The organism is uncultured Piscinibacter sp. (genome assembly GCF_937952055.1).
Classification (GTDB): domain Bacteria; phylum Pseudomonadota; class Gammaproteobacteria; order Burkholderiales; family Burkholderiaceae_C; genus Piscinibacter.
Genome location: NZ_CALFYO010000020.1, coordinates 333,318 through 353,917 on the forward strand (window position 1 = coordinate 333,318; position 20,600 = coordinate 353,917).

At 70.4% G+C, this 20,600-nt stretch carries 18 protein-coding genes and 1 tRNA gene; 10 read left to right on the forward strand and 9 right to left on the reverse strand.

Going from position 1 to position 20,600, the window contains the following annotated elements:
* Positions 1–195 precede the first annotated feature (195 nt).
* Complete coding sequence (locus Q0599_RS12440) at positions 196–1,293, reverse strand: AI-2E family transporter (protein WP_298829873.1); 1,098 nt, start codon at positions 1,291–1,293, stop codon at positions 196–198.
* 89 nt (positions 1,294–1,382) lie between these two features.
* On the reverse strand, positions 1,383–2,681 hold the full coding sequence (locus tag Q0599_RS12445) for a cation:proton antiporter (protein ID WP_298829874.1): 1,299 nt from the start codon (positions 2,679–2,681) through the stop codon (positions 1,383–1,385).
* Between the two features lie 446 nt (positions 2,682–3,127).
* Between Q0599_RS12445 and Q0599_RS12450 the strand changes: the two genes are divergently transcribed.
* The 4 genes from Q0599_RS12450 (at position 3,128) to Q0599_RS12465 (ending at position 6,139) form a co-directional block, all read left to right on the forward strand.
* Positions 3,128–3,553 carry a CopG family transcriptional regulator gene (locus tag Q0599_RS12450; protein WP_298830460.1) on the forward strand — a complete coding sequence of 142 codons (426 nt, stop codon included), beginning with the start codon at positions 3,128–3,130 and terminating at the stop codon, positions 3,551–3,553.
* 28 nt (positions 3,554–3,581) lie between these two features.
* On the forward strand, positions 3,582–4,778 hold the full coding sequence (locus Q0599_RS12455; protein ID WP_298829875.1) for a PHB depolymerase family esterase: 1,197 nt from the start codon (positions 3,582–3,584) through the stop codon (positions 4,776–4,778).
* Between the two features lie 189 nt (positions 4,779–4,967).
* Complete coding sequence (locus tag Q0599_RS12460) at positions 4,968–5,315, forward strand: hypothetical protein (protein ID WP_298829876.1); 348 nt, start codon at positions 4,968–4,970, stop codon at positions 5,313–5,315.
* Between the two features lie 41 nt (positions 5,316–5,356).
* On the forward strand, positions 5,357–6,139 hold the full coding sequence (locus Q0599_RS12465) for a hypothetical protein (protein WP_298829877.1): 783 nt from the start codon (positions 5,357–5,359) through the stop codon (positions 6,137–6,139).
* Between the two features lie 78 nt (positions 6,140–6,217).
* Here Q0599_RS12465 and Q0599_RS12470 read toward each other — a convergent pair whose 3' ends face one another.
* Entirely contained in the window at positions 6,218–6,397 is a 180-nt protein-coding gene (locus tag Q0599_RS12470; RefSeq protein WP_298829878.1) for a hypothetical protein, read from the reverse strand.
* A 655-nt stretch (positions 6,398–7,052) separates the two neighbouring features.
* Here Q0599_RS12470 and Q0599_RS12475 point away from each other — a divergent pair.
* The gene (locus Q0599_RS12475; protein WP_298829879.1) at positions 7,053–7,319 is read left to right on the forward strand and encodes an alpha/beta hydrolase; all 267 of its coding nucleotides are present in this window, start codon (positions 7,053–7,055) and stop codon (positions 7,317–7,319) included.
* A 463-nt stretch (positions 7,320–7,782) separates the two neighbouring features.
* The gene (locus Q0599_RS12480) at positions 7,783–8,256 is read left to right on the forward strand and encodes an NAD(P)H-dependent oxidoreductase (protein ID WP_298830462.1); all 474 of its coding nucleotides are present in this window, start codon (positions 7,783–7,785) and stop codon (positions 8,254–8,256) included.
* A gap of 394 nt (positions 8,257–8,650) precedes the next feature.
* On the opposite strand, the gene Q0599_RS12485 is transcribed toward Q0599_RS12480, so the two are convergent.
* From Q0599_RS12485 to Q0599_RS12495, 3 genes are all read right to left on the reverse strand, one after another.
* Positions 8,651–8,727 (reverse strand) — tRNA-Val (locus Q0599_RS12485).
* 37 nt (positions 8,728–8,764) lie between these two features.
* A complete protein-coding gene (locus Q0599_RS12490; protein WP_298829880.1) occupies positions 8,765–11,011 on the reverse strand; it encodes a bifunctional (p)ppGpp synthetase/guanosine-3',5'-bis(diphosphate) 3'-pyrophosphohydrolase in 2,247 nt (748 codons plus the stop codon).
* Positions 11,008–11,874, reverse strand: a complete 867-nt coding sequence (locus Q0599_RS12495; RefSeq protein WP_298829881.1) for an alpha/beta hydrolase — start codon at positions 11,872–11,874, stop codon at positions 11,008–11,010. Before Q0599_RS12495 ends, Q0599_RS12490 begins: the two co-directional genes overlap by 4 nt.
* 57 nt (positions 11,875–11,931) lie before the next feature.
* On the opposite strand from Q0599_RS12495, the gene Q0599_RS12500 reads away from it, so the two are divergent.
* Entirely contained in the window at positions 11,932–12,714 is a 783-nt protein-coding gene (locus Q0599_RS12500; protein ID WP_298829882.1) for a 3-hydroxybutyrate dehydrogenase, read from the forward strand.
* Between the two features lie 6 nt (positions 12,715–12,720).
* Here the strand turns inward: Q0599_RS12500 and Q0599_RS12505 are convergent, their stop codons facing one another.
* The gene (locus Q0599_RS12505) at positions 12,721–13,398 is read right to left on the reverse strand and encodes an SIMPL domain-containing protein (RefSeq protein WP_298829883.1); all 678 of its coding nucleotides are present in this window, start codon (positions 13,396–13,398) and stop codon (positions 12,721–12,723) included.
* A gap of 203 nt (positions 13,399–13,601) precedes the next feature.
* Here Q0599_RS12505 and ompR point away from each other — a divergent pair, with 203 nt between their 5' ends.
* Positions 13,602–14,336, forward strand: a complete 735-nt coding sequence (ompR, locus tag Q0599_RS12510) for a two-component system response regulator OmpR (protein ID WP_298829887.1) — start codon at positions 13,602–13,604, stop codon at positions 14,334–14,336.
* 89 nt (positions 14,337–14,425) lie between these two features.
* Complete coding sequence (locus Q0599_RS12515; RefSeq protein WP_298829889.1) at positions 14,426–15,754, forward strand: sensor histidine kinase; 1,329 nt, start codon at positions 14,426–14,428, stop codon at positions 15,752–15,754.
* 18 nt (positions 15,755–15,772) lie between these two features.
* On the opposite strand, the gene ispF is transcribed toward Q0599_RS12515, so the two are convergent.
* On the reverse strand, positions 15,773–16,282 hold the full coding sequence (gene ispF, locus Q0599_RS12520) for a 2-C-methyl-D-erythritol 2,4-cyclodiphosphate synthase (RefSeq protein ID WP_298829892.1): 510 nt from the start codon (positions 16,280–16,282) through the stop codon (positions 15,773–15,775).
* Positions 16,279–16,995 (reverse strand): 2-C-methyl-D-erythritol 4-phosphate cytidylyltransferase, encoded by a 717-nt coding sequence (ispD, locus tag Q0599_RS12525; protein WP_298829894.1) that lies wholly within the window; start codon positions 16,993–16,995, stop codon positions 16,279–16,281. The genes ispF and ispD overlap by 4 nt, the downstream gene beginning before the upstream one ends.
* A gap of 97 nt (positions 16,996–17,092) precedes the next feature.
* On the opposite strand from ispD, the gene mfd reads away from it, so the two are divergent.
* Positions 17,093–20,542 (forward strand): transcription-repair coupling factor, encoded by a 3,450-nt coding sequence (mfd, locus tag Q0599_RS12530; RefSeq protein WP_298829895.1) that lies wholly within the window; start codon positions 17,093–17,095, stop codon positions 20,540–20,542.
* The last annotated feature ends 58 nt before the right edge of the window (positions 20,543–20,600 follow it).

The window sequence follows — 20,600 nt, forward strand, 5'->3', positions numbered from 1 at the left end:
CGCCTGCGTCGCACCGCGCCGCATGCCGGCAAACCATCGGCGTCGGCCGTCCTCCATGGCTCGCAAGGTCTCGGCGCGCCGCGGCTGCCGAGCGCCCTGCCCCGCGACCTCGCGGCGGCGCATCGAATCGTCGGGGGCGCGGAAGCCATGCCGCCCGCCCGGCGCGCTGCCGGTACGTCGCGGGCCGCAGGCCCGCTACGTGCCCATCAGCTCGCCGATCGGCTTGAGCTCGTCGACGCGGTCGCACACGGCCTTCAGCGTCGTGAGGATCGGTACGCCCAGCAGCAGGCCCCACACGCCCCACAGCCATCCGAAGGCCAGCACACCGACGAACACCGTGACCGCGTTCATGCGGCTGGTGCGGCTGGTCAGCCAGGGCGTCAGCAGGTTGCCCGAGACCGCGTGGACCAGCATGCCGATGCCGGCCACCAGCACCACCATGTCCAGGCTGCCGAACTGCACGAAGGCCATCAGCCCCGAGCCGGCGCTCAGCACCACGGTGCCGAGGTAGGGCACGAAGTTCAGCACGAAGGCGATCACGCCCCAGACGGCGACGTGCTCCAGGCCGACGGCGACGAAGGCCAGGCCGGTGGCCAGCCCCACGAGAAAACTGACGAAGACTTGCACGAGCATGAAGCGGTGGATCTGCGCCGTGATCTCGTCGAGCAGCTGAACCGTGATGCGCTTCTCCGCGAAAGTCGGTCCGGCGAGCTTGACCATCTTGCGCCGGAAGCGGCTGCCCGACGCGAGCAGGAAGAAGGCGATGAACACCACCGCCTGGCCCGCCGACGCCGCCGCGCTCAGCGTGCCCGACCACAGGTAGTCCTGGACGTCGAAACGCTCGGGCTCGATGCTGACGCGGGTGACGCCGCGCACCGGGGGCGCCCGCGACGCGCCGCCTTCGGTGGCCACCTCCTCGATCTCCTCCGCCGCACGCTGCACCTTCTCGATCGTCGACTCGCTCTGGCCGCGCTGTGCGTGCACCAGCTTGCGCAGCTTCTGCATCGCCACGGGCACCGACTCGATCAGCACGCTGGCGTCGTCGCTCAGCGTGGCGACCGTCCAGCCCACCACCGCACCCAGGCCCAGGATGAGCAGGCCGGCACCGAGTGCACGCGGCAGGCGCCAGCGCTCGAGCAGGTCGACCAGCGGGCTGAGCGCATAGCTGAGCGCCACCCCGAGCAGCAGCGGGATGAAGACCGCGCTGGCCACGTGCAGCGCGAACAGCGTGGCGATCAGCGCCAGCAGGGACAGCGAGACGCTGCGCACGTCCACCGGCATGTGCACCGGCACGCGGTCGGGCGCGGCTTCCGACGCCTCGAGCCAGGGCGCAGCGTTGCGGGCGGCGGGGCGCCGTGATCGTTCATGGTCTGGCTCGAGCCTCAGGTTCGCCGCAGCACGGCGGCCATCAGGGGTTTGACGCTGATGCCGTGCATCAGGATCGACAGCGTCACGACGACCAGCGTGGTCTGGATCAGCTGCAGCGCCAGCGCCTCGGGCAGGCCCTGCTGGATCGCGTACATCAGGTAGTACAGCGACCCGATGCCACGCACGCCAAACCACGCGACCATGCCCCGCGTGCGCAGCGGCATGCTCCCCGGCCAGAGCGCGGGCAGCACGCTGAGCGGGCGCGCGACGACGAACAGGAACAGGGCCGTGGCCACCGCCGGCCAGCTCCACGAGTCGATGAACAGCGTGCCGCCGAGCAGCAGCACCAGCGCCAGCTCGGACAGCCGCTCCAGGTGCTCCTTGAAGATCAGCGAGCCGGTGCTCACCATCGGCGCGGCCGGGCTGTCTGCGGGCGCGCCACCCGGTTCGGGCACGGGGGCGGCCGGCGGTGCGCCGTCGTCCCGGCGCGGCCGCGCGCGCGACGTCTTCAGCTCGGTCTGGCGCAGTGCGACGGCGGCGAAGAAGACCGCCAGGAAGCCCCAGGCGTGGGCCAGCACCGACACGCCGTAGACGACACCGATCAGGCCCAGGCCCAGGAAGTCGTCCATCAGCGCTTGCCGGTAGGGGGCGCGCCTGAGCATGCCGGTCAGGCGCGCCAGCGCCGTGCCGGCGGCCACGCCGATGCCGATCCCGGCCAGCGTGGCCCAAAGCGCGTCGACGAGGACCCAGCGCAGCCCGAAGGAGCCCAGGTCGTGCAGGCCGAGCAGACCCAGCCCCAGGACCACGAAGGGGAAGGCGCTGCCGTCGTTCATGCCGGCTTCGCAGGTCAGGTGGAAGCGCAGCTGGTCGCGGTCACCGGGGTGGCGGCTCTGCACGTCGGTGGCGAGCACCGGGTCGGTCGGCGCCAGGATCGCACCCAGCAGGATGCCCGCGCCTACCGGCAGTCCCAGCACGGCGTGAGCGAACAGCGCCACCAGGCCCACCGTGATCCCCATCGACAACGTCGCCAGCAGGATCGGCGCGCGCCAGCGGGCCAGGCTGAACGGCACCGGCATCTTGACGCCGGCGGAGAACAGCGAGATCAGCACCGCCACCTCCGTCATCACTTCCAGCAGCGCCGCTTCCTTCAGCGGGTTGAACCGGAACAGGTCGAGCACGGTGGGGCCGACGATCATGCCCACGGCCAAGTAGATGATGGCCGAGGTGATCGGCGTGCGGCGCAGCAGCGACGAGGTCATGCCCATGACGAGCAGCAGCCCGCCGATGAGGATGAACCAGGGCGCGGCGCTCATCGTCGCGGATCAGGTCGGCCGCGCGAGGAGACGCGCTGCCGGGCCACGGCCCGTGCAACGTGCGCATGGGCGCGCGTTCACGGGCTGCAAGCCGGGCCGGTCGTCACCCGCGGCGGCTGCACGGCGAGGCCGACCGGCCGCGCACACCGATGCCGCCGGCCAACGGCACCGGCGATCGACCGACGCGGGGGGCGACGGGCCTCATGCAGCGGCCGGGGTGTGGATCCTCATCGCTGCATTCTGGACCGGCACCGCGCCGGCGTCGGTTCGCAGTGCCACACAGCCGGCCGCGGGACCGGCCCCGGCCCGCCATCGGCGTGGCCCGCCCGCAGCCTTCGCCGGGGTCGTCACGCGCCCTCCGCCCCCCAAGGTCTTTGGGTCTGACGCGCTCCGGCGCCGCGGTTTCATGCTCCAATTGGCATCCAATTGGATTCCAAATGGATGTCATGATCAGCAAGAGCACGGCCATCGACCACCGGCACCGCGCCGGTGAGACGGAGAAGATGACGGTCAACGTCGGCGTCGTCGACCTCGGACAAGTCGACCTCCTGGTGCAGGAAGGCTTCTATTCGAACCGCTCGGACCTGGTGCGGACCGCGCTGCGAAACCAGCTGGCGCTGCACGCCGACGCGGTCCGGCAGACCGTCGCACGCAGGACGCTCACGGTCGGCCTGCAGCACTACGGCCGCGCCGAGCTCGAGGCGGTGGTGGCGGCGGGCCAGCGGCTGCAGGTCCAGGTCGTCGGGCTGGCCCGCATCGCCGACGATGTACCGCCCGAGCTGGCGCGCGCCGCCATCGAGTCGGTGACCGTGCTGGGCGCGTTCCAGGCCAGCCCCGCGGTGCGCCGCGCCCTGGCCGATCGCCTGCGCTGAACCACCCCACCCTCCACTGAAAGAACACATGAAGAACCCCTTCCACGGCCTGGCGCCCCCCTTCGATGCCGACGCGATCAACGAGACGATTCAACGGGCGCTCGCGGCGGCCGGACTCGACACCCAGGCCGGCCCGATGCGCGACGTGACCGAAACCGTCCGGCGCGCGCTGGCCTCGGGGCGTCCTGGCGGGGCCGCCCCGAACAGCGACCACGCATCCGTCATCGACGTCGACGCACGCGTCGTTCCCGCCGGCGCGGACACCGACACGGACCCGGCCACGGCGCGGCGGCGCCAGCCGTCGACCGGTGAGGCGCGCCAATGGCGCGGCAGCGTCGAGACACACGAGTTCGGCAACGACGCCGGCAGGCGGATCTACAAGGTCTATGTGCCTGCGGGCACCTGCGACGCGCCGCGCGCAACGGTCGTGATGCTGCATGGCTGCACCCAGTCGGCGGACGACTTCGCGGCCGGTACGCAGATGAACCGCCTCGCGGACGAACACGGCTTCCTCGTTGTGTATCCCGAGCAGCCCGCGCAGGCGAACGCGTCGAAGTGCTGGAACTGGTTCCAGCCGCAGGACCAGCGGCGCGGCACCGGCGAACCGGCGCTGATTGCCGGTATCGTCACCGAGGTCGTGCAGCGGCAGGGCGGCGACCCGCGCCGCGTCTTCGTCGCCGGGCTGTCGGCCGGCGCAGCGATGGCGGTGGTGCTGGGCCAGACCTACCCGGAGCTGTTCGCCGGCGTCGGCGCCCACTCGGGCCTGCCCTACGGCAGCGCGCACGACCTGCCTTCGGCGCTGGCTGCGATGAAGGGTGGGCGCAGCGGCATGCCTGGGCTGAAGGGCGCAGGAACACCGCAGGGCAAGGCCTCGCAGGCCGTGCCGGTCATCGTGTTCCACGGCGACCGCGACCACACCGTGCGTCCGACCAACGGCGCCGGCATCGCGCAGCAGGCACGGGACGCACATGCCGCCCAGCGGCCGGGCGCCGACCTGCAGGTCAGCACGCAGTCGGGCGTGGCGCCGGGTGGCCGGCGTTTCAGCCGCACCGTGCACGCCGATCGCGAGGGTCGGGCCCGCATCGAAAGCTGGACCTTGCACGGCGCCGGGCACGCTTGGTCGGGCGGCCACGCAAGCGGCTCCTACACCGACGGCAGCGGCCCGGATGCGTCTGCGGAGATGGTGCGCTTCTTCCTGGCCCTGCCCCGCGCCGGCTCGGCTTGAGCGACCGCTCCGAGCGAGGTCCGTTCCGCGCAACCGACCCGACGGCGCTTCGGCTTGCCGAGCAGCGACCAGCCCGGCGCGGCGTGCGCCGCCGTACAGACCGAAGCCCCGGCGGGGACGAGCATGCATGCAACACCGGCATCTCCTGGTGTGCGTGGAGTCCGCACAACGACTCCTGGAGCACCCTCAATGCAAGCATCCCGCCTTCTCATCTCGGCCCTCACCGCCATCGGCGTCGTCGGCGCCGTCGGCCTGGCCGTCGCGCAGACAAGCACGACCACCGATCCGGCCGCGGCCACCGTCACAACCCCGGGCGGCAGCACCACGGTCACCGCACCTTCGGTCACCACCCGCAGCGAAACCGAGGCCGAGCGCATGGACCGCGAGCGCACGGATCGCGATCGCATCGCCCGCGAGGCCATGAACACGCCGGCCGCGACCGACCGCATGGACACGCGCAGTGACCGCAGCACGATGGGCGACACGGCCCGCCGCGACGCCAACGGTGATCTGGTCGCCAGGACCGATCGCAACTGACGCAAGGGCACGCGAGGCAGGCCCGCCGGCCTCGCCTTCCGATGGCTGCCTCCGGGCGATCCCCGACCGACTCGTCGAACGGCTGCCTCGCGGCCGTTCGGCGTGGCCTGCTGGCCGGCGTCGCCGGCCTGATGCTCGTCGGCACGCCGCCGGCCCCCACCGATGCGCGGCCGATCGCCGAACCGGCGGCCGCGCCAGCAGCCCTGGCCATGGTCCGGGTCGCCGCGACGGCCGACTTCGGCACCACCTTGCCTGGCGCAGACGCACGCCGCTTGGCCGACTGGGTCGTCCGCGTGGGCGACCACCAGGGCCGGCCCTTCTTCCTGGTCGACAAGGCGCACGCCACGCTGTACGCCTTCGACCGTGACGCGCGGCTGCAGGCCAGCACACCGGTGCTGCTGGGCGCCGCGCCTGGCGACGACTCGGTGCCAGGCATCGGCACGCGTCCGATGGCGCAGATCCTGCTCGCCGAACGCACCACGCCGGCCGGGCGTTTCGTTGCCGAGGCCGGGCGCAATCTGCAGGGCGAAGACATCGTCTGGGTCGACCATGGCGCCGCGATCTCGATGCACCGCGTGCGCACCGGCAACCCGCGGGAGCGACGCGCACAGCGACTCGCTACACCGACGATCGACGACAACCGCATCTCCTACGGCTGCATCAACGTGCCGGTGGCCTTCTACGATCGCCACGTGCAGGCGGTGTTCGCCGACCGACGCAGCGCGATCGTCTACGTGCTGCCGCAGACGCGGCCGCTGGAGGCCCAGGCCGGGCTGATGCGCGAGCCTGCGCCGGTGCTCGCGCGCGCGTCCCGACCCCACTGACGCCCCGGCGTCGATGCGGCGTCGCGGCGCGCAGCAATGCGCACCGATGGCACTGGCCCAGCCGCCGACTCCGGCTCGTCAGCGTCGCCTGGCGAGCGGCCACAGCGTGATCTGCTCGAGTCTGTCGAGCACGCGCTCCAACTCGCCCGAGGCGACGATGGAACGCCGGGACAGGCCGGTCGTGACGGCCCTCGCGTATCGATGGCGCAGCGCGTCGAAGGGCCTGGCAAGGAAGCCCTGATCCGCGGCGCCGAGCACTGGCCAACCGCGGGACCGGCCCGTCGGCTCGTGCGTGTCAGCGCGAGTGTCAGACCTGGCAGGTAGCGCGCGATTGATTGGGAGCATCATCATTGAAAGATGCACGGCCGGAGTTCGGTGCAGCGGTACTCCATGGACAGGACCGGACTGTCAGGGTCTCAGAGCGGTGCGGCCTCGTCTGTCCGTCGACGCACATTCGGGCCCAGCTCGCGGGTTCGCACCCGCACCCCACGCGAAGGTCCGCTGCCGCGGTGCCTCGGGCCGGCGCACGGCCCGCAGCTGCCAGCGGTGGGGTCGCTCGGTTCGACAGCGCACCGTCAGCCGAGGCGGAAGTCACGATGCACGGATGCGCCCGATACGTCATCGGCATGGGCGACGCGCCCGCAGGACGCCATGCGAACCTCATCCTCACCAGCCCGCGGCCCTCGTGCAGCGGGCTGCCTGCTGCTCCTCGCCGTGCTGGCCTTCAGCGCCGGTGGCGGCTTGCTGCTGGCATTCGGGGCTCTGCGTTCTACCTGGCCGCGGCAACCGCACCGGCGGTCGTCGGCAGCCTGCTGCTGCGCGCCTCCCCACTGTCGCTGCGGGGCCATGCGGCTGTGTTCGTGGGGGCGATGGCGTCAGCGAGGAGTCTCTGGCGTGGGCACGCATTGTGTCGATGCAGGCCAGCCTCAAGGCCACGCTGGACTGTCTGAAGTCGTTCTCCAGCACCGACTTCCGCGGCGATCTCGGCGCGTTCAAGGTGCCCACGCTCATCATCCACGGCACCGAGGACAGGACGGTGCCGATCGACGCGTCGAGCCGGGCCGCCGCGAAGGGCATCAAGCACGCCACCCTGGTCGAGTTCGAGGGCGCGCCGCACGGCCTATTCGCGACCCACAAGCGTCGGCTCACCAAGGACCTGATCGACTTCCTTGGGCGCTGAGCGGCGCGCAGGCTTCGCCGCGCAGCGGATCCTCTGCATCGGGTTCTTCATGCTCGAACCGGTCTCGCGGCGTGCGGTCCGACCCCTGGTCGTCGGGTCCGAGGAGCAGGCGGTGTCCAGCGACGCGCCGCGCCGCCCGGCGAGTCCGCCGATCCAGCGCCGGTCGCACCGTTCCCGGGACATGCCGGGCCCACGCGATGAGCGCGTCATGCTCGGCCGGGCCCCCTGGATTTTCGTCTTGCCATGCGCTGCCTGCTGATCCTTGCCCACCCCCGCCGTGACAGCCTGTGCGGCGCGCTCTTCGACGCCTTTGGCCGAGGCGCGCGCCAGACCGGCGTGGAGTGCTGTGAGCTGATCCTGAGCGAGATGCGTTTCGACCCCGACGTGCACGCCGTCTCACCCGAACTGCAGCCGCAGGAGCCGGACCTGCTGCGCGCAGCGGGACATCCTCTGGGCCGAGCACCTGGTCTTCGTCTACCCCACCTGGTGGGGCACCTTCCCGGCCCTGCTCAAGGGCTTTCTCGATCGGGTGCTGACACCGGGATTCGCCTTCCGGCATGCGGCGCACGGGCCGGCGGACAAACTGCTCGGCGGCCGCACAGTGGACCTGATGACGACGATGGACACGCCGTCATGGGTCTATCGGTTCATCTACCGTGCGCCGGGGCAGCAGGCGCTGGCGCGCGCGACGCTCGGCTACTGCGGCGTCCGCAGCGTGGTCATCGAGACCTTCGGGCCAGTGATCGCCGCCGATGCCGGGCAACGCCAGGGATGGCTGGACCGTGCCGGGTCGCTCGGGGCTCGCCTGGCCGACGGCGCGCTCTCGCCCGCGCAGCGCCGCACGCAGCAGCTCACCGCGTGCCTCGCCGCGCTTCGGCTGCAGTTCTATCCGATGACGTGGATCAGCGCCTTTCCTTCGTTCGTTCTTCTGCCTTGAGCGGGAAGCTCAGTTCCAGCGAGCGCGCACAAGGCGCCACGTTGGGCTGCCTCGACAACCGCAGCGGACACCTCAGTGTCCGGGCGCAGCCCATGCCGGTCTCACAACTTGCGTCTGTGACGCAGCGTTGGATTGGAACGCATGGGGTGAGCGCTCAAACCTGCCCGTCGTCTGTGACCGCAGCTGGCCGGGCGCTGCCGCAGAGCACGCCATGCCCAAGGTCGACTCAACGCAGCATTGCCGACGTTGAGGACCAGCCAGCCGGCCTCGCGCTTGACGACACCCAAGCGGCCCGGATGGGGTCACGCGAAGGCGCTTTTTGGTACCTTTTTGGTACCACCAAGAAAAAAAGCACTTGGCGTCGCCGCTAAGTGCTTGTTCTCTCTACCGAATTTGGTAGGCGCGATTGGACTCGAACCAACGACCCCCACCATGTCAAGGTGGTGCTCTAACCAGCTGAGCTACGCGCCTACGTAAGCCTTGCAGTATAGCAGCATGCTCCAGCCTCCTACTTCCGCCGCGCAGCCCGCACGCCGGACACGCGTGACACCAGGCCCAGCACCTGCGCCAGCCGTGACGCGTCGCCCACCTCCACGGTGAAGGTCATCCACGCGGTGCCGCCTCGCGCGTCTTTGACGCTCTGGGTCTTCACGCCGGTGACGTTCATCTTCTCCTTGGCGAACACCTCGGTGATGTCACGCAGCAGGCCCTGTCGGTCGTTCGCTTCGATCGCCACGTCGACGGGATAGACCGCGGCGCGGTCGCCGCGCGGCTCGCCCCAGGCGACCGCGATGACCCGCTCGGGCGCTCGCGCCGCCATCTGGCGGAAGTTGCTGCAGTCGGATCGATGAATGGCCACGCCCTTGCCGCGCGTCACGTAGCCGCCGATCGCGTCCGGCGGCGCCGGCCGGCAGCAGCGCGCCAGGCTGGTCAGCAGCGACTCCACGCCCACCACCAGCACGCCACCCTGCGGCGCCTGGCCCGGCGTGCGCACATGCCTGGAGACGATCGCTTCCTCTTCGCTGGGAGCCGGCTCGGCCGGGCGCAGCAGGCTCTCGATGTGGCGCAGCGAAAACTCGTCCTTGCCGACCACCTCGAACAGTGCGTCTGCATTGCGGAAGCCGAGCTGCGTGGCCAGGTCGTCGAGCTTCATCGCCGTGCGCCCTTCGCGCTGCAAGAGCTTCTCGACCGCCTCACGGCCGCGCGCGATGGTGTCGCGCAGCGCCAGCGCGTTGAACCACGCACGCACCTTGGCCTTGCCACGGGAGCTCTGCAGGAATCCGAGATCGGCGTTCAGCCAATCCAGCGACGGGCCGCCCTCCTTCACCGCCGTGACCTCCACCGTCTGGCCGCTGGCCAGCCGCGTGTTCAGCGGCACCATCTGCCCGTCGACCTTGGCGCCGCGGCAGCGGTGGCCGAGATCGGTGTGCAGCGTGTAGGCGAAGTCGATCGGCGTGGCGCCGGCCGGCAGTTCCACCACTGCCGCCTGCGGCGTGAAGACGTAGATGCGGTCGTCGAACACGGCAGCGCCGGCTGGCGCACCCTGTTCCACGAAGTCACGCTCCCAGGCCAGCAACTGGCGCAGCACCGCCTTGCGCGCCTCGGCCACCTGCGCATCGAAGTCGCCACTGGCGCTGACTCCGGCGTAGCCCTTGGTGCCGGCCTCCTTGTAGGCCCAGTGCGCCGCCACACCGTGCTCGGCATGCTCGTGCATCTCGCGCGTGCGGATCTGGATCTCGACCGGACGGCCCGCGCCGTCGAGCACCACCGTGTGCAGCGACTGGTAGCCGTTCGGCTTGGGTCGGGCGATGTAGTCGTCGAACTCGCCAGGCACCGGCCGGTACTGTTCGTGCACGCGCCCGAGCACCGCATAGCAGGCCGACACGTCGGCGACGATCACGCGCATCGCGCGCACGTCGAACACATGGGCGAAGTCCAGCCCTTTGCCGCGCATCTTCTTCCAGATGCTGTACAGGTGCTTGGGCCGGCCCTGCACCTCGGCCTTCAGGCCGCCGCTCGCAAGCACCTCGCTCAGTTCGGCGCGGAAGGCCTCGACGCCCTGCTCGCGCTCGACGCGCTTCTCGTCGAGCAGTTTCGCCACCTGGCGATACTGCTCGGGCTCGAGGAAGCGGAAGGCCAGGTCCTCGAGCTCCCACTTGATCTGCCAGATGCCCAGCCGGTTGGCCAGCGGCGCGAACACCTGCATCGACTCCTCCGCCAGCGCGCGCGGGCAGGCGGTCTTGCTGGCGGCGTACCAGCGCAGCGTCTGCAGGCGCGAAGCGAGCCTCAGCAGCACGACGCGCAGGTCGCGCGAGAAAGCGAGCAGCATCTTGCGCACGCGCTCGGTCTGCTCGGCGCGCTGCTCTGCACCGACCTGCGCCTCGCGCGCGGCGCGCTGGATCTGCACCAGCCGCCGCGTGTGGCTGACCAGGCTGGCGTAGGAGTCGCCGAAGGCCTTGGCGACCACATCCTCGGGCTTGTGCAGGTAGTCGCCGGCATAGACGAGGTAGGCCGCGGCGCGCATCGACGGCGCCGCGCCAATGCTCTGCAGGATGGCGGCGACGCCGTCGGCATGGGCGAGCGCATCCTCGCCGGTGTCGAGCGCACGACCGGCGAGCAGCGGCTCGGCGAAGGCATGCGCCCTGTCCAGCGGCGCAAGATCGGCCTCGGCGCCGGGCGTCGTCGCCGGCCCTGCCTCTGCCAGTTGCACGATGGGCGCTGCCTGGTCGCGTGCGTCCCGCAGGCTCGTCTTCATGGCGCCAGCAGGAACTCCCTCACCACCGCGATCTGCTCGGGCGCCACCAGCGTCGGCGCGTGGCCGACACCGGCGAACTCGACCAGGCGGGCCTTCGGGCCGCGTTGCGTCATCGCCTGCGCGGTCTCGTGCGACAGCAGGTCGGACTCGGCGCCGCGCAGCAGCAAGGTCCGGCAGCGCAGCGCGTCGTAGCTCGCCCACAGCATCGCCTCGCCGGCGCGCGCCAGCTCCGGGGTCACGGCGCGAAAGGGCACGGCGATGGCCGGGTCGTAATGCAGCCCGAACCCGTCGCCATCGGGCTTGAGCATCGGTCGTGTCAACGCCAGCCATTGCTCGCGGCTGTGCGGCCCGAATCCGGCAGAAATGCCGCGCAGATAGTCGGCCGCCTCCTCGACGCTGCTCCAGCGCAGCGGCTGACCGAGGTAGGTCCCGATGCGCTGCAGGGCCGCGGCCTCGATCGCCGGCCCGACGTCGTTGAGCACCAGCCGCCGCACGGGCGAGTCGGGCAGCGCCGCCAGGCCCAGCCCGATCAGTCCTCCCATCGACGTGCCGACCCAGTGCAGTTCCTGCGCGTCCAGCCGCGCCAGCAGCGTGACCATGTCGGCCACGTACGCCGGGATGTGGTAGCCGGCCGGGTCGGTCAGCCAGTCCGAACGGCCACGGCCGACCACGTCCGGACAGACCACGCGGTAGCGGTCGCTCATCGCCCGCGCGAAGGTGTCGAAATCGCGTCCCTGGCGCGCCAGGCCGTGCGCGCACACCAGCACGTGGCGGTTGGCCGGGTCGCCCCATTCCACGTACGCCATGCGATGCAGGCCGCGGGCACCAAGGCATTGCACGCTGTCCAGGCGCGGTTCGGTCATGGTCGGTTCAGTTTGGTCCTCGATAATCCATCCTAAGGTAATCGACGGAGATCCATCATGCTCAAAGGAAAGACTGCCCTCGTCACCGGCTCCACCAGCGGCATCGGACTGGGCGTGGCCTGCCGCCTGGCCGCCCAGGGCGCCAACGTGGTGCTCAACGGCTTCGGCGATGTCGAGGGGCCGAAGGGCGAAGTGGCCGCCGCCGGCCGCGCACACGGCGTGCGCGTCGGCTACCACGGCGCCGACATGAGCAAGCCGGCCGAGATCGAGGCGATGATGGCTCACGCGGCGAAGGAATTCGGCGGCGTCGACATCCTCGTCAACAACGCCGGCATCCAGCATGTGGCGAACGTCGAGGATTTCCCGGCCGAGCGCTGGGACGCCATCATCGCCATCAACCTCAGTTCGGCTTTCCACGCGATGCGCCTGGCGATTCCCGCCATGCGTGCGAAGAACTGGGGGCGCATCATCAACATCGCCTCGGCGCACGGCCTGGTGGCCTCGGCGCAGAAGTCGGCCTACGTGGCGGCCAAGCACGGCGTCGTCGGCCTGACCAAGGCGAGCGCGCTGGAACTCGCCACCACCGGCGTGACGGTGAACGCGATCTGCCCCGGCTGGGTACTCACGCCGCTGGTACAGAAGCAGGTCGATGCGCGTGCCGCGAAGGACGGCGTCGACAACGAGGAGGCCAAGCGCCGGCTGCTCGCCGAGAAACAGCCCTCGCTGCAATTCACCACGCCCGAGCAACTCGGCGAGCTGGCCGTGTTCCTGTGCTCGCCGGGCGCGGACAACGTGCGCGGCGTGGCCTGGGCCGTCGACGGGGGCTGGACGGCCCAGTGAGCCGGCTCACTTGGTCATCTGCACCGTTCCGCTGACGTTGACGACGATCTGCGCCTTGCCGGCCTCCAGCGGCAAGGACTCGTCGGCGGCGGCGGACATCGCCTTGGCCCTCAGCATCGGCACCGGCACGAAGCCCGGCGGCTCCGAACTGCCGACGTTGACCTCGCGGATCGCGTAGCCTGTGTAGCCGAACTGCTTCGCGACCTCGGCCGCCCTGGCGCGATAGCGCGCGATCGCCTGGGCGCTGACCTCGCCCTCGACCTTCTCGCGCAACTCGCGCGACACGCCGTAGCTGACGCGCGCGACGGTCATGGTGCCGATGCGGCCGGTGAGCGCGCCGATCGCCGGCATGTCCTTGCCCTCGAGCACCAGTTCCGCCGTGCCCTGCCAGCCGCTGATGCCGCCCTTGGGGGCGTGGCGCGGGTAGAGCGAGAAGTTGCCGGTCTGCACCTCCAGCTGCCCCGGCTTCGCGGCCTTGCGCGCCTCGGCCAGCGCGGCGTCTAGCGCCTGCTTGAGCTGGCCTTGCACGATGCTCGCGTCCTGGCCTTCGCGGCTGGTGGTCAGCACGATGTTGAGCAGATCCTTGGTGACCTCCACGCTGGCGCTGGCCGACAGTGACACCACCCCCTGCAGGGGCGGGGTGTCGGCCTGGACTGGGCCGGCGGCAAGGGTGGTGGCGGCCACCAGGAGCGGAGCAAAAGGTGTTGATCGCATGGGCTGGCGGTCCTCGTGACGTGAACGACGAAGGCTTATACGTGAGCGCGGTCTTGACGGGGTGATTGCACTTTGCCGAGCGTCGGGGCAAGATTTGTAACAGATGGTCAGGCCTCCCGAAACACCCCGGAAAGCCGCGCAGAATCCCGCTTGTTACAAGTTCGGAGTCCCCGATGACCCCCAATCCCAACCAGCGCCCCGACCGCATCGTGGTCGTCGACGACGACGCCCGCATCCGCGACCTGCTGCGCCGCTATCTCACCCAGGAGGGTTTCGAGGTCTTGCTCGCCGAAGATTCGAAAGCCCTCAACCGCGTGCTCACCCGCGAGACCGTCGACCTGATCGTGCTCGACCTGATGCTGCCCGGCGAGGACGGCCTGTCGATCTGCCGCCGGCTGCGTGCGGCCAACGACGTGACGCCGATCATCATGCTCACCGCCAAGGTGGAGGACGTGGACCGCATCGTCGGCCTCGAGGTCGGCGCCGACGACTACCTGCCCAAGCCCTTCAATCCGCGCGAGCTGCTCGCCCGCATCCACGCGGTGCTGCGCCGCCGCCCGACGCTGGAGGCGCCGGGCGCGCCGGCCAAGGAGGCGCAGACGGTCACCTTCGGCCCGTTCGAGTTCGACCTGGCGCTGCGCCGCCTGACCAAGGACGGCGAGCAGATCGCGCTGACCACCGGCGAGTTCTCCATGCTCAAGGCGCTGGTGCGCCACCCGCGCCAGCCCCTGTCGCGCGACAAGCTCGCGCAGCTCGCGCGCGGCCGCGAGTTCGAGCCCTTCGATCGCAGCCTCGACGTACAGATCTCGCGCCTGCGCAAGATGATCGAGCCCGATCCGGCGCAGCCGCGCTACATCCAGACGGTGTGGGGCGTGGGCTACGTGTTCGTGCCGGACGGCACCGCATGACCCACCGCCTTCTCGGCGGCACCACGGCCCCGCGCGTCGGGGCCTTTTTTGCGCCGCGCGATCGCGGCTGACTGCCCTCTCCCCGCCCCATGGCCCGCAGCAAAGTCGCCTTCAGCCTGTTCTGGCGTACCTTCTTCCTGCTCGCGCTGCTGCTGGTCGGCGGGGTGTTCGCCTGGACGCAGACCTTCCGCGCGCTGGAGTTCGAACCGCGCGCGGTGCAGGCGGCGCAGCAGATCGCCAGCCTGGTGAACCTGGCGCGCACGGCGCTGCAGGCCAGCGACACGATCAATCGCGTCGCGCTGATCAAGAACATGGCCAAGCAGGAGTCGGTGCGGCTGTCGCCGCGCGAGCCGGGCGACAAGTGGGAGCCGTTCGAGGTCGACCGCTTCTCCAGGGCCATCGGCGCCGAACTGCGCGCCCAGCTCGGTCCGGACACGCTGGTGGCCAGCTCGGTGAACAAGCAGGCCGGGCTGTGGGTCGGTTTCAGCATCGACAAGGATCCGTACTGGCTGCAGGCCGACTCGTCGCGCGTGGCGGCCATCACCTGGAGCACGCTGCTGCTGTGGGGCGGCATCGCGGTGCTCGCCTCCATCTTCGGCTCGGCGCTGATCGCCCGCGCCATCAACCGGCCACTGCAGGAGCTCTCGTTCGCCGCCAGCCGCATCCGCGAGGGCGAGTTCGACTCGGTGCTGGACGAGAACACCATGACCAGCGAGATCCGCCAGGTCAACATGGGCTTCAACCGCATGGCGCGGGAACTGGCCAAGGTGGAGGAAGACCGCGCCGTGATGCTCGCCGGCATCAGCCACGACCTGCGTACGCCGCTGGCACGGCTGCGCCTGGAAGCCGAGATGAGCGTGCAGGACGACGAGGCCAAACGCAACATGGCCTCCGACATCGACCAGCTCGACGCCATCATCGACAAGTTCATGGACTACGCGCGGCCCGGCGACGTCAAGCTGGTGCCGGTGCACCTGTCGAGCCTGGTCGACCGCGAGATGGCCGCCTTCCGCGACACCAGCCAGATCCGCATCACCGCGCGCGTGGCCATCGACACCAAGGTGATGGCCGACGAGACCGAGCTTGGTCGCGTGCTGCAGAACCTGTTCGAGAACGCGCGCCGCTACGGCCGCAGCACCGACACCGGCATCGCGAAGGTGGCGGTGACCTACGCGCGCACCGGTCCCTGGGTGATCCTCAGCGTGCGCGACCACGGCCCCGGCGTCGACCCGGCCAAGCTCGGCCAGCTCACCACGCCGTTCTTCCGCGGCGATGCTGCACGCACCGCCGCCACCGGCGCCGGCCTCGGACTGGCCATCGTCGAGAAGGCGGTGCAGCGCATGGGCGGCACTTTCGAGGTCACCAACGCGCCCGAGGGCGGGCTGGTGGCGCACATCCGCCTGAAGAAGGCGCCCTGAAGAAGCGGCACGAGCCGTTCAGGCCGGCACCACCGGCCGACGCAACGTGTAGAGCAGGCACACGGCGCGCGCCTCGATCGACTGGCCCTCGCCGACCGGCCCGAGCTTCTCGGCCGTCTTCGCCTTCACGCTGACCTGCTCGACCTTGATCGCCAGGGCCTGTGCGATGCGCTGGCGCATGGCCAGGATGTGCGGCGCCATCTTCGGCGCCTGCGCGACGATGGTGCTGTCCACGTTGGCGACGTGCCAGCCGGCCTGCAGCACGCGCCGGCCGGCCTCGGCGAGCAGCGCCAGCGAGTCGGCGCCACGGAAACGCTCGTCGGTGTCGGGGAAGTGGTGACCGATGTCACCCAGCGCCACCGCACCGAAGATCGCGTCGGTGATGGCGTGGCACAGCGCATCGGCGTCGGAGTGGCCGAGCAGGCCATGGCTGTGCGGGATCGTCACGCCACCGAGGACCAGCGGACGGTCGGGTACCAGCACGTGGCTGTCCCAGCCTTCGCCGATGCGGATGTTGGGCAGGCTCATGAGCGTCCTTTCGCGCGCGCGGCGAGCACGCGTTCGGCCAGCGTGAAATCGGAGGGCCAGGTGACCTTGAGGTTGGCGGCATCGCCCTCGACGAGCCGCGGCCGCAGGCCCATCGCCTCGATCGCGCTCGAGTCGTCGGTCACGGCCGTGCCGGCCCGTGCGAGCGCCTCGCGCAGCAGGCCGATGCGGAACATCTGCGGTGTCTGCGCGGCCCACTTGTCGTCGCGCGGCAGCGTCTCCGCCACGCGGCCGCCTTCGGCGCGCTTGAGCGTGTCGGCGATCGGCAGGGCGAGCAGGCCGCCGACCGCGTCGGCGAGGCAGGCGTCGATCAGCCGGTCCACCCATTCGGGCCGCACCAGGCAGCGTGCGGCATCGTGCACCAGCACCCAGTCGTCGGCCTGCGCGCCGCGCGCGAGCAGTTCCTCGAGGCCGCCGACCACCGTGTCGGCGCGCTGCGCCCCGCCGCGACGGCAGAGCCAGCCACGCTCGCCGGCAAAGCCGGGCAGCATCGCTTCGAAGCGATCGTCGTCGGGCGCCAGCACCACCAGCGTGGCCTGGAGGCGCCGCACCTCGGCCAGCGCTTCCAGCGTGTGCGCGACCATCGGCCGACCGGCCAGGCTCACGTACTGCTTGGGCAGGCCGGCGCCGGAACGCGAGCCGACGCCGGCACAGGGCAGCAGCGCAAAGCAGCGTGGGGCGGTGGTCTCGATCATGCAGGGCGCGAAGCGGAGGCGAATTCTATAATTCGCGCCATGCATCGCCCCGTCGGGAGGACCTCGCGGGGCGTTTTGCTTTGGCTTCCACACTCCGATGCAGCTCCCCTCGATCGCGCCCGGCAAGCGCTTCACCCTGCCCCGCCCGATCGGCTCGGCCGACGCGCTGCTGCTCGCCCGGTTCGCGCAGGCACAGGCGGCAGGCAAGAAGCTGCTCGCCGTCGTCACCGCCGAGCCGGCCGACACGCAGCGCCTGGAGGGCGAACTGGCCTTTTTCGCGCCGGATCTGCGCGTCGCCGTGTTTCCCGACTGGGAGACGCTGCCCTACGACACCTTCTCGCCGCACCAGGACCTGATCTCCGAGAGACTGGCCACGCTGTGGCGCATCCGCCAGGGCGATGTGGATGTGGTGCTGCTGCCGGCCTCGACCGCACTGGTGCGCCTGGCGCCGCCGAGCTTCCTCGCCGCCTACACCTTCCACTTCAGGCAGAAGCAGCGCCTGGACGAAGCGGCCTTGAAGGCGCAGCTCACGCTGGCCGGCTACACCCACGTCAGCCAGGTGGTGTCGCCGGGCGAGTACGCGGTGCGCGGCGGGCTGATCGACCTGTTCCCGATGGGCTCGAGCGTGCCCTACCGGGTCGACCTGTTCGGTGACGAGGTCGACTCGATCCGCACCTTCGACCCCGACTCGCAGCGCAGTCTCTATCCGGTGCCCGAGGTGCGCCTGCTGCCCGGCCGCGAGTTCCCCATGGACGAGGACTCGCGCGCCGCCTTCCGCGCCCGCTGGCGCGAGAAGATGGAAGGCGACCCGACCAAGGTGCGCCTGTACAAGGACATCGGTGCCGGCATCGCCACCGCCGGCATCGAGTACTACCTGCCGCTGTTCTTCGAGCACACCGCGACGATCTTCGACTACCTCGGCGAGAGCGCGGCGCTGGCCCTGCATGGCGAGATCGATGCCGCACTGCAGCGCTTCTGGACCGACACACGCGAGCGCCACCGCTTCCTGCAGCACGACAAGGAGCGTCCGATCCTGCCGCCGGAAGACCTGTTCCTGCGCAGCGAGGACTTCTTCGCCCGCGCGAATGCCCTGGCCGCGCTCGCACTGCGCGGCCACGAGGCGGTGGACTGGGCCAGGCCGCTGCCCGACCTGAGCGTGGAGCGCGGCGCCCCCGTGCCGCTGAAGAAGCTGCAGCACCATGTGGCGAACACGCTGAACCGGGTGCTCATCGTCGCCGAGAGCGAAGGCCGGCGCGAGAGCCTGCTCGAGCTGCTGCGCGACAACCGCATCGAACCGCCCACGGTGGCCACGCTGGCCGCGTTCGAGGACGGCGATGCGCACTTCGCGATCACCGTCGCCCCCCTCGCCGAAGGCTTCTTCTGGCACGAACCGCGCGACGGCAAGGCGATCCAGTTCGTCACCGAGACCGAGCTGTTCGCCACCTCGCCCAGCGCACGGCGGCGGCGCCGCCAGGAGCAGGTCAGCGACGTCAACGCGCTGATCAAGGACCTGTCGGAGCTGAACGTGGGCGACCCCGTCGTGCACGTCAACCACGGCATCGGCCGCTACCTCGGCCTGATGAACATCGACCTCGGCGACGGGCCGAGCGAATTCCTGCACCTGGAATACGCCGACCAGGCCACCCTCTACGTGCCGGTGGCGCAGCTGCACCTGATCGCGCGCTACACCGGCGTGAGCCCGGAAGAGGCGCCGTTGCACAAGCTCGGCTCGGGCCAGTGGGAGAAGGCCAAGCGCCGTGCCGCCGAGCAGGTGCGCGACACCGCCGCGGAACTGCTCAACCTCTACGCGCGGCGTGCCGCCCGCGAGGGCCATGCGTTCCGCTTCCAGCCGCACGACTACGAAGCCTTCGCCGCCAGCTTCGGCTTCGAGGAGACGCCGGACCAGCAGGCCGCCATTCATGCGGTGATCCACGACATGATCAGTCCCAAGCCGATGGACCGCCTCGTCTGCGGCGATGTCGGCTTCGGCAAGACCGAGGTGGCGCTGCGCGCCGCTTTCGTCGCGGTGACCGGCGGCAAGCAGGTGGCCATCCTCGCGCCGACCACGCTGCTGGCCGAGCAGCATTACCAGAACATCGCCGACCGCTTCGGCAAGTGGCCGGTGAAGGTGGCGGAACTCTCGCGCTTCCGCTCCGCCAAGGAGGTGAAGGCGGCGCTGGAGGGCATCGCCGACGGCACCATCGACATCGTCGTCGGCACGCACAAGCTGCTCAGCCCCGACGTCAGGTTCAAGCGCCTCGGCCTGCTGGTGATCGACGAGGAGCACCGCTTCGGCGTGCGCCACAAGGAGGCGATGAAGGCGCTGCGCGCCGACGTCGACGTGCTCACGCTGACCGCCACGCCGATCCCGCGCACGCTGGGCATGGCCCTCGAGGGCTTGCGCGACCTCAGCGTGATCGCCACCGCGCCGCAGCGGCGTCTGGCGATCAAGACCTTCGTGCGCAACGAGAGCAGTGGCACGATCCGCGAGGCGGTGCTGCGCGAGCTCAAGCGCGGTGGCCAGGTCTACTTCCTGCACAACGAGGTCGAGACCATCCAGGCACGGCGCGACAAGCTCGCCGAGCTGCTGCCCGAGGCGCGCATCGCCATCGCCCACGGCCAGATGCCCGAGCGCGAGCTCGAGCGCGTGATGCGCGACTTCGTCGCCCAGCGCCACAACCTGCTGCTGTGCTCGACCATCATCGAGACCGGCATCGACGTGCCCAGCGCCAACACCATCGTCATCAGTCGCGCCGACAAGTTCGGCCTGGCGCAGCTGCACCAGCTGCGCGGTCGCGTCGGCCGCTCGCACCACCAGGCCTACGCCTACCTGCTGGTGCCCGACGTCGAGGGCCTGACCAAGCAGGCGGCGCAGCGGCTGGAGGCGATCCAGCAGATGGAGGAGCTTGGCAGCGGCTTCTACCTCGCCATGCACGACCTGGAGATCCGCGGGGCCGGCGAGGTGCTGGGCGAAAACCAGAGCGGCAACATGATGGAGGTCGGCTTCCAGCTCTACAACGACATGCTCGCCGAGGCCGTGCGCTCGCTGAAGGCGGGCCGCGAACCCGACCTGCTGTCGCCGCTGGCGGCCGCCACCGAGATCAACCTGCACGCCCCGGCGCTGCTGCCGGACAGCTACTGCGGCGACGTGCACACGCGATTGAGCCTCTACAAACGCCTGGCCACGGCCGAGAAGGCCGAGCAGATCGACGCCATGCTCGAGGAGATCACCGACCGCTTCGGCAAGCTCCCCGCCCAGGGCCAGACCCTGTTCGACGTGCACCGCCTGCGCGTGCTGGCCAGGCCCTACGGCGTGGTCAAGATCGACGCGGCGCCCAGGCTGATGGTGATCAGCTTCCGCCCCAATCCGCCGGTCGACGCGATGAAGATCATCGAGCTGGTGCAGAAGAACCGCCACATCAAGCTCGCCGGAAACGACAAGCTGCGCATCGAGCGCGACACGCCCGAGCCCAGGGACCGCGCGCAGCTGATCCGCGACGTGCTGCGCTCGCTGGGCGTGCCGAAAACCGCCGACGCGGTCTCCTGAGCGTCCTCTGACCGGGAGGCTGACGCTTCGTCGTCGCCGCTGCCGAGGCAGGTAACAT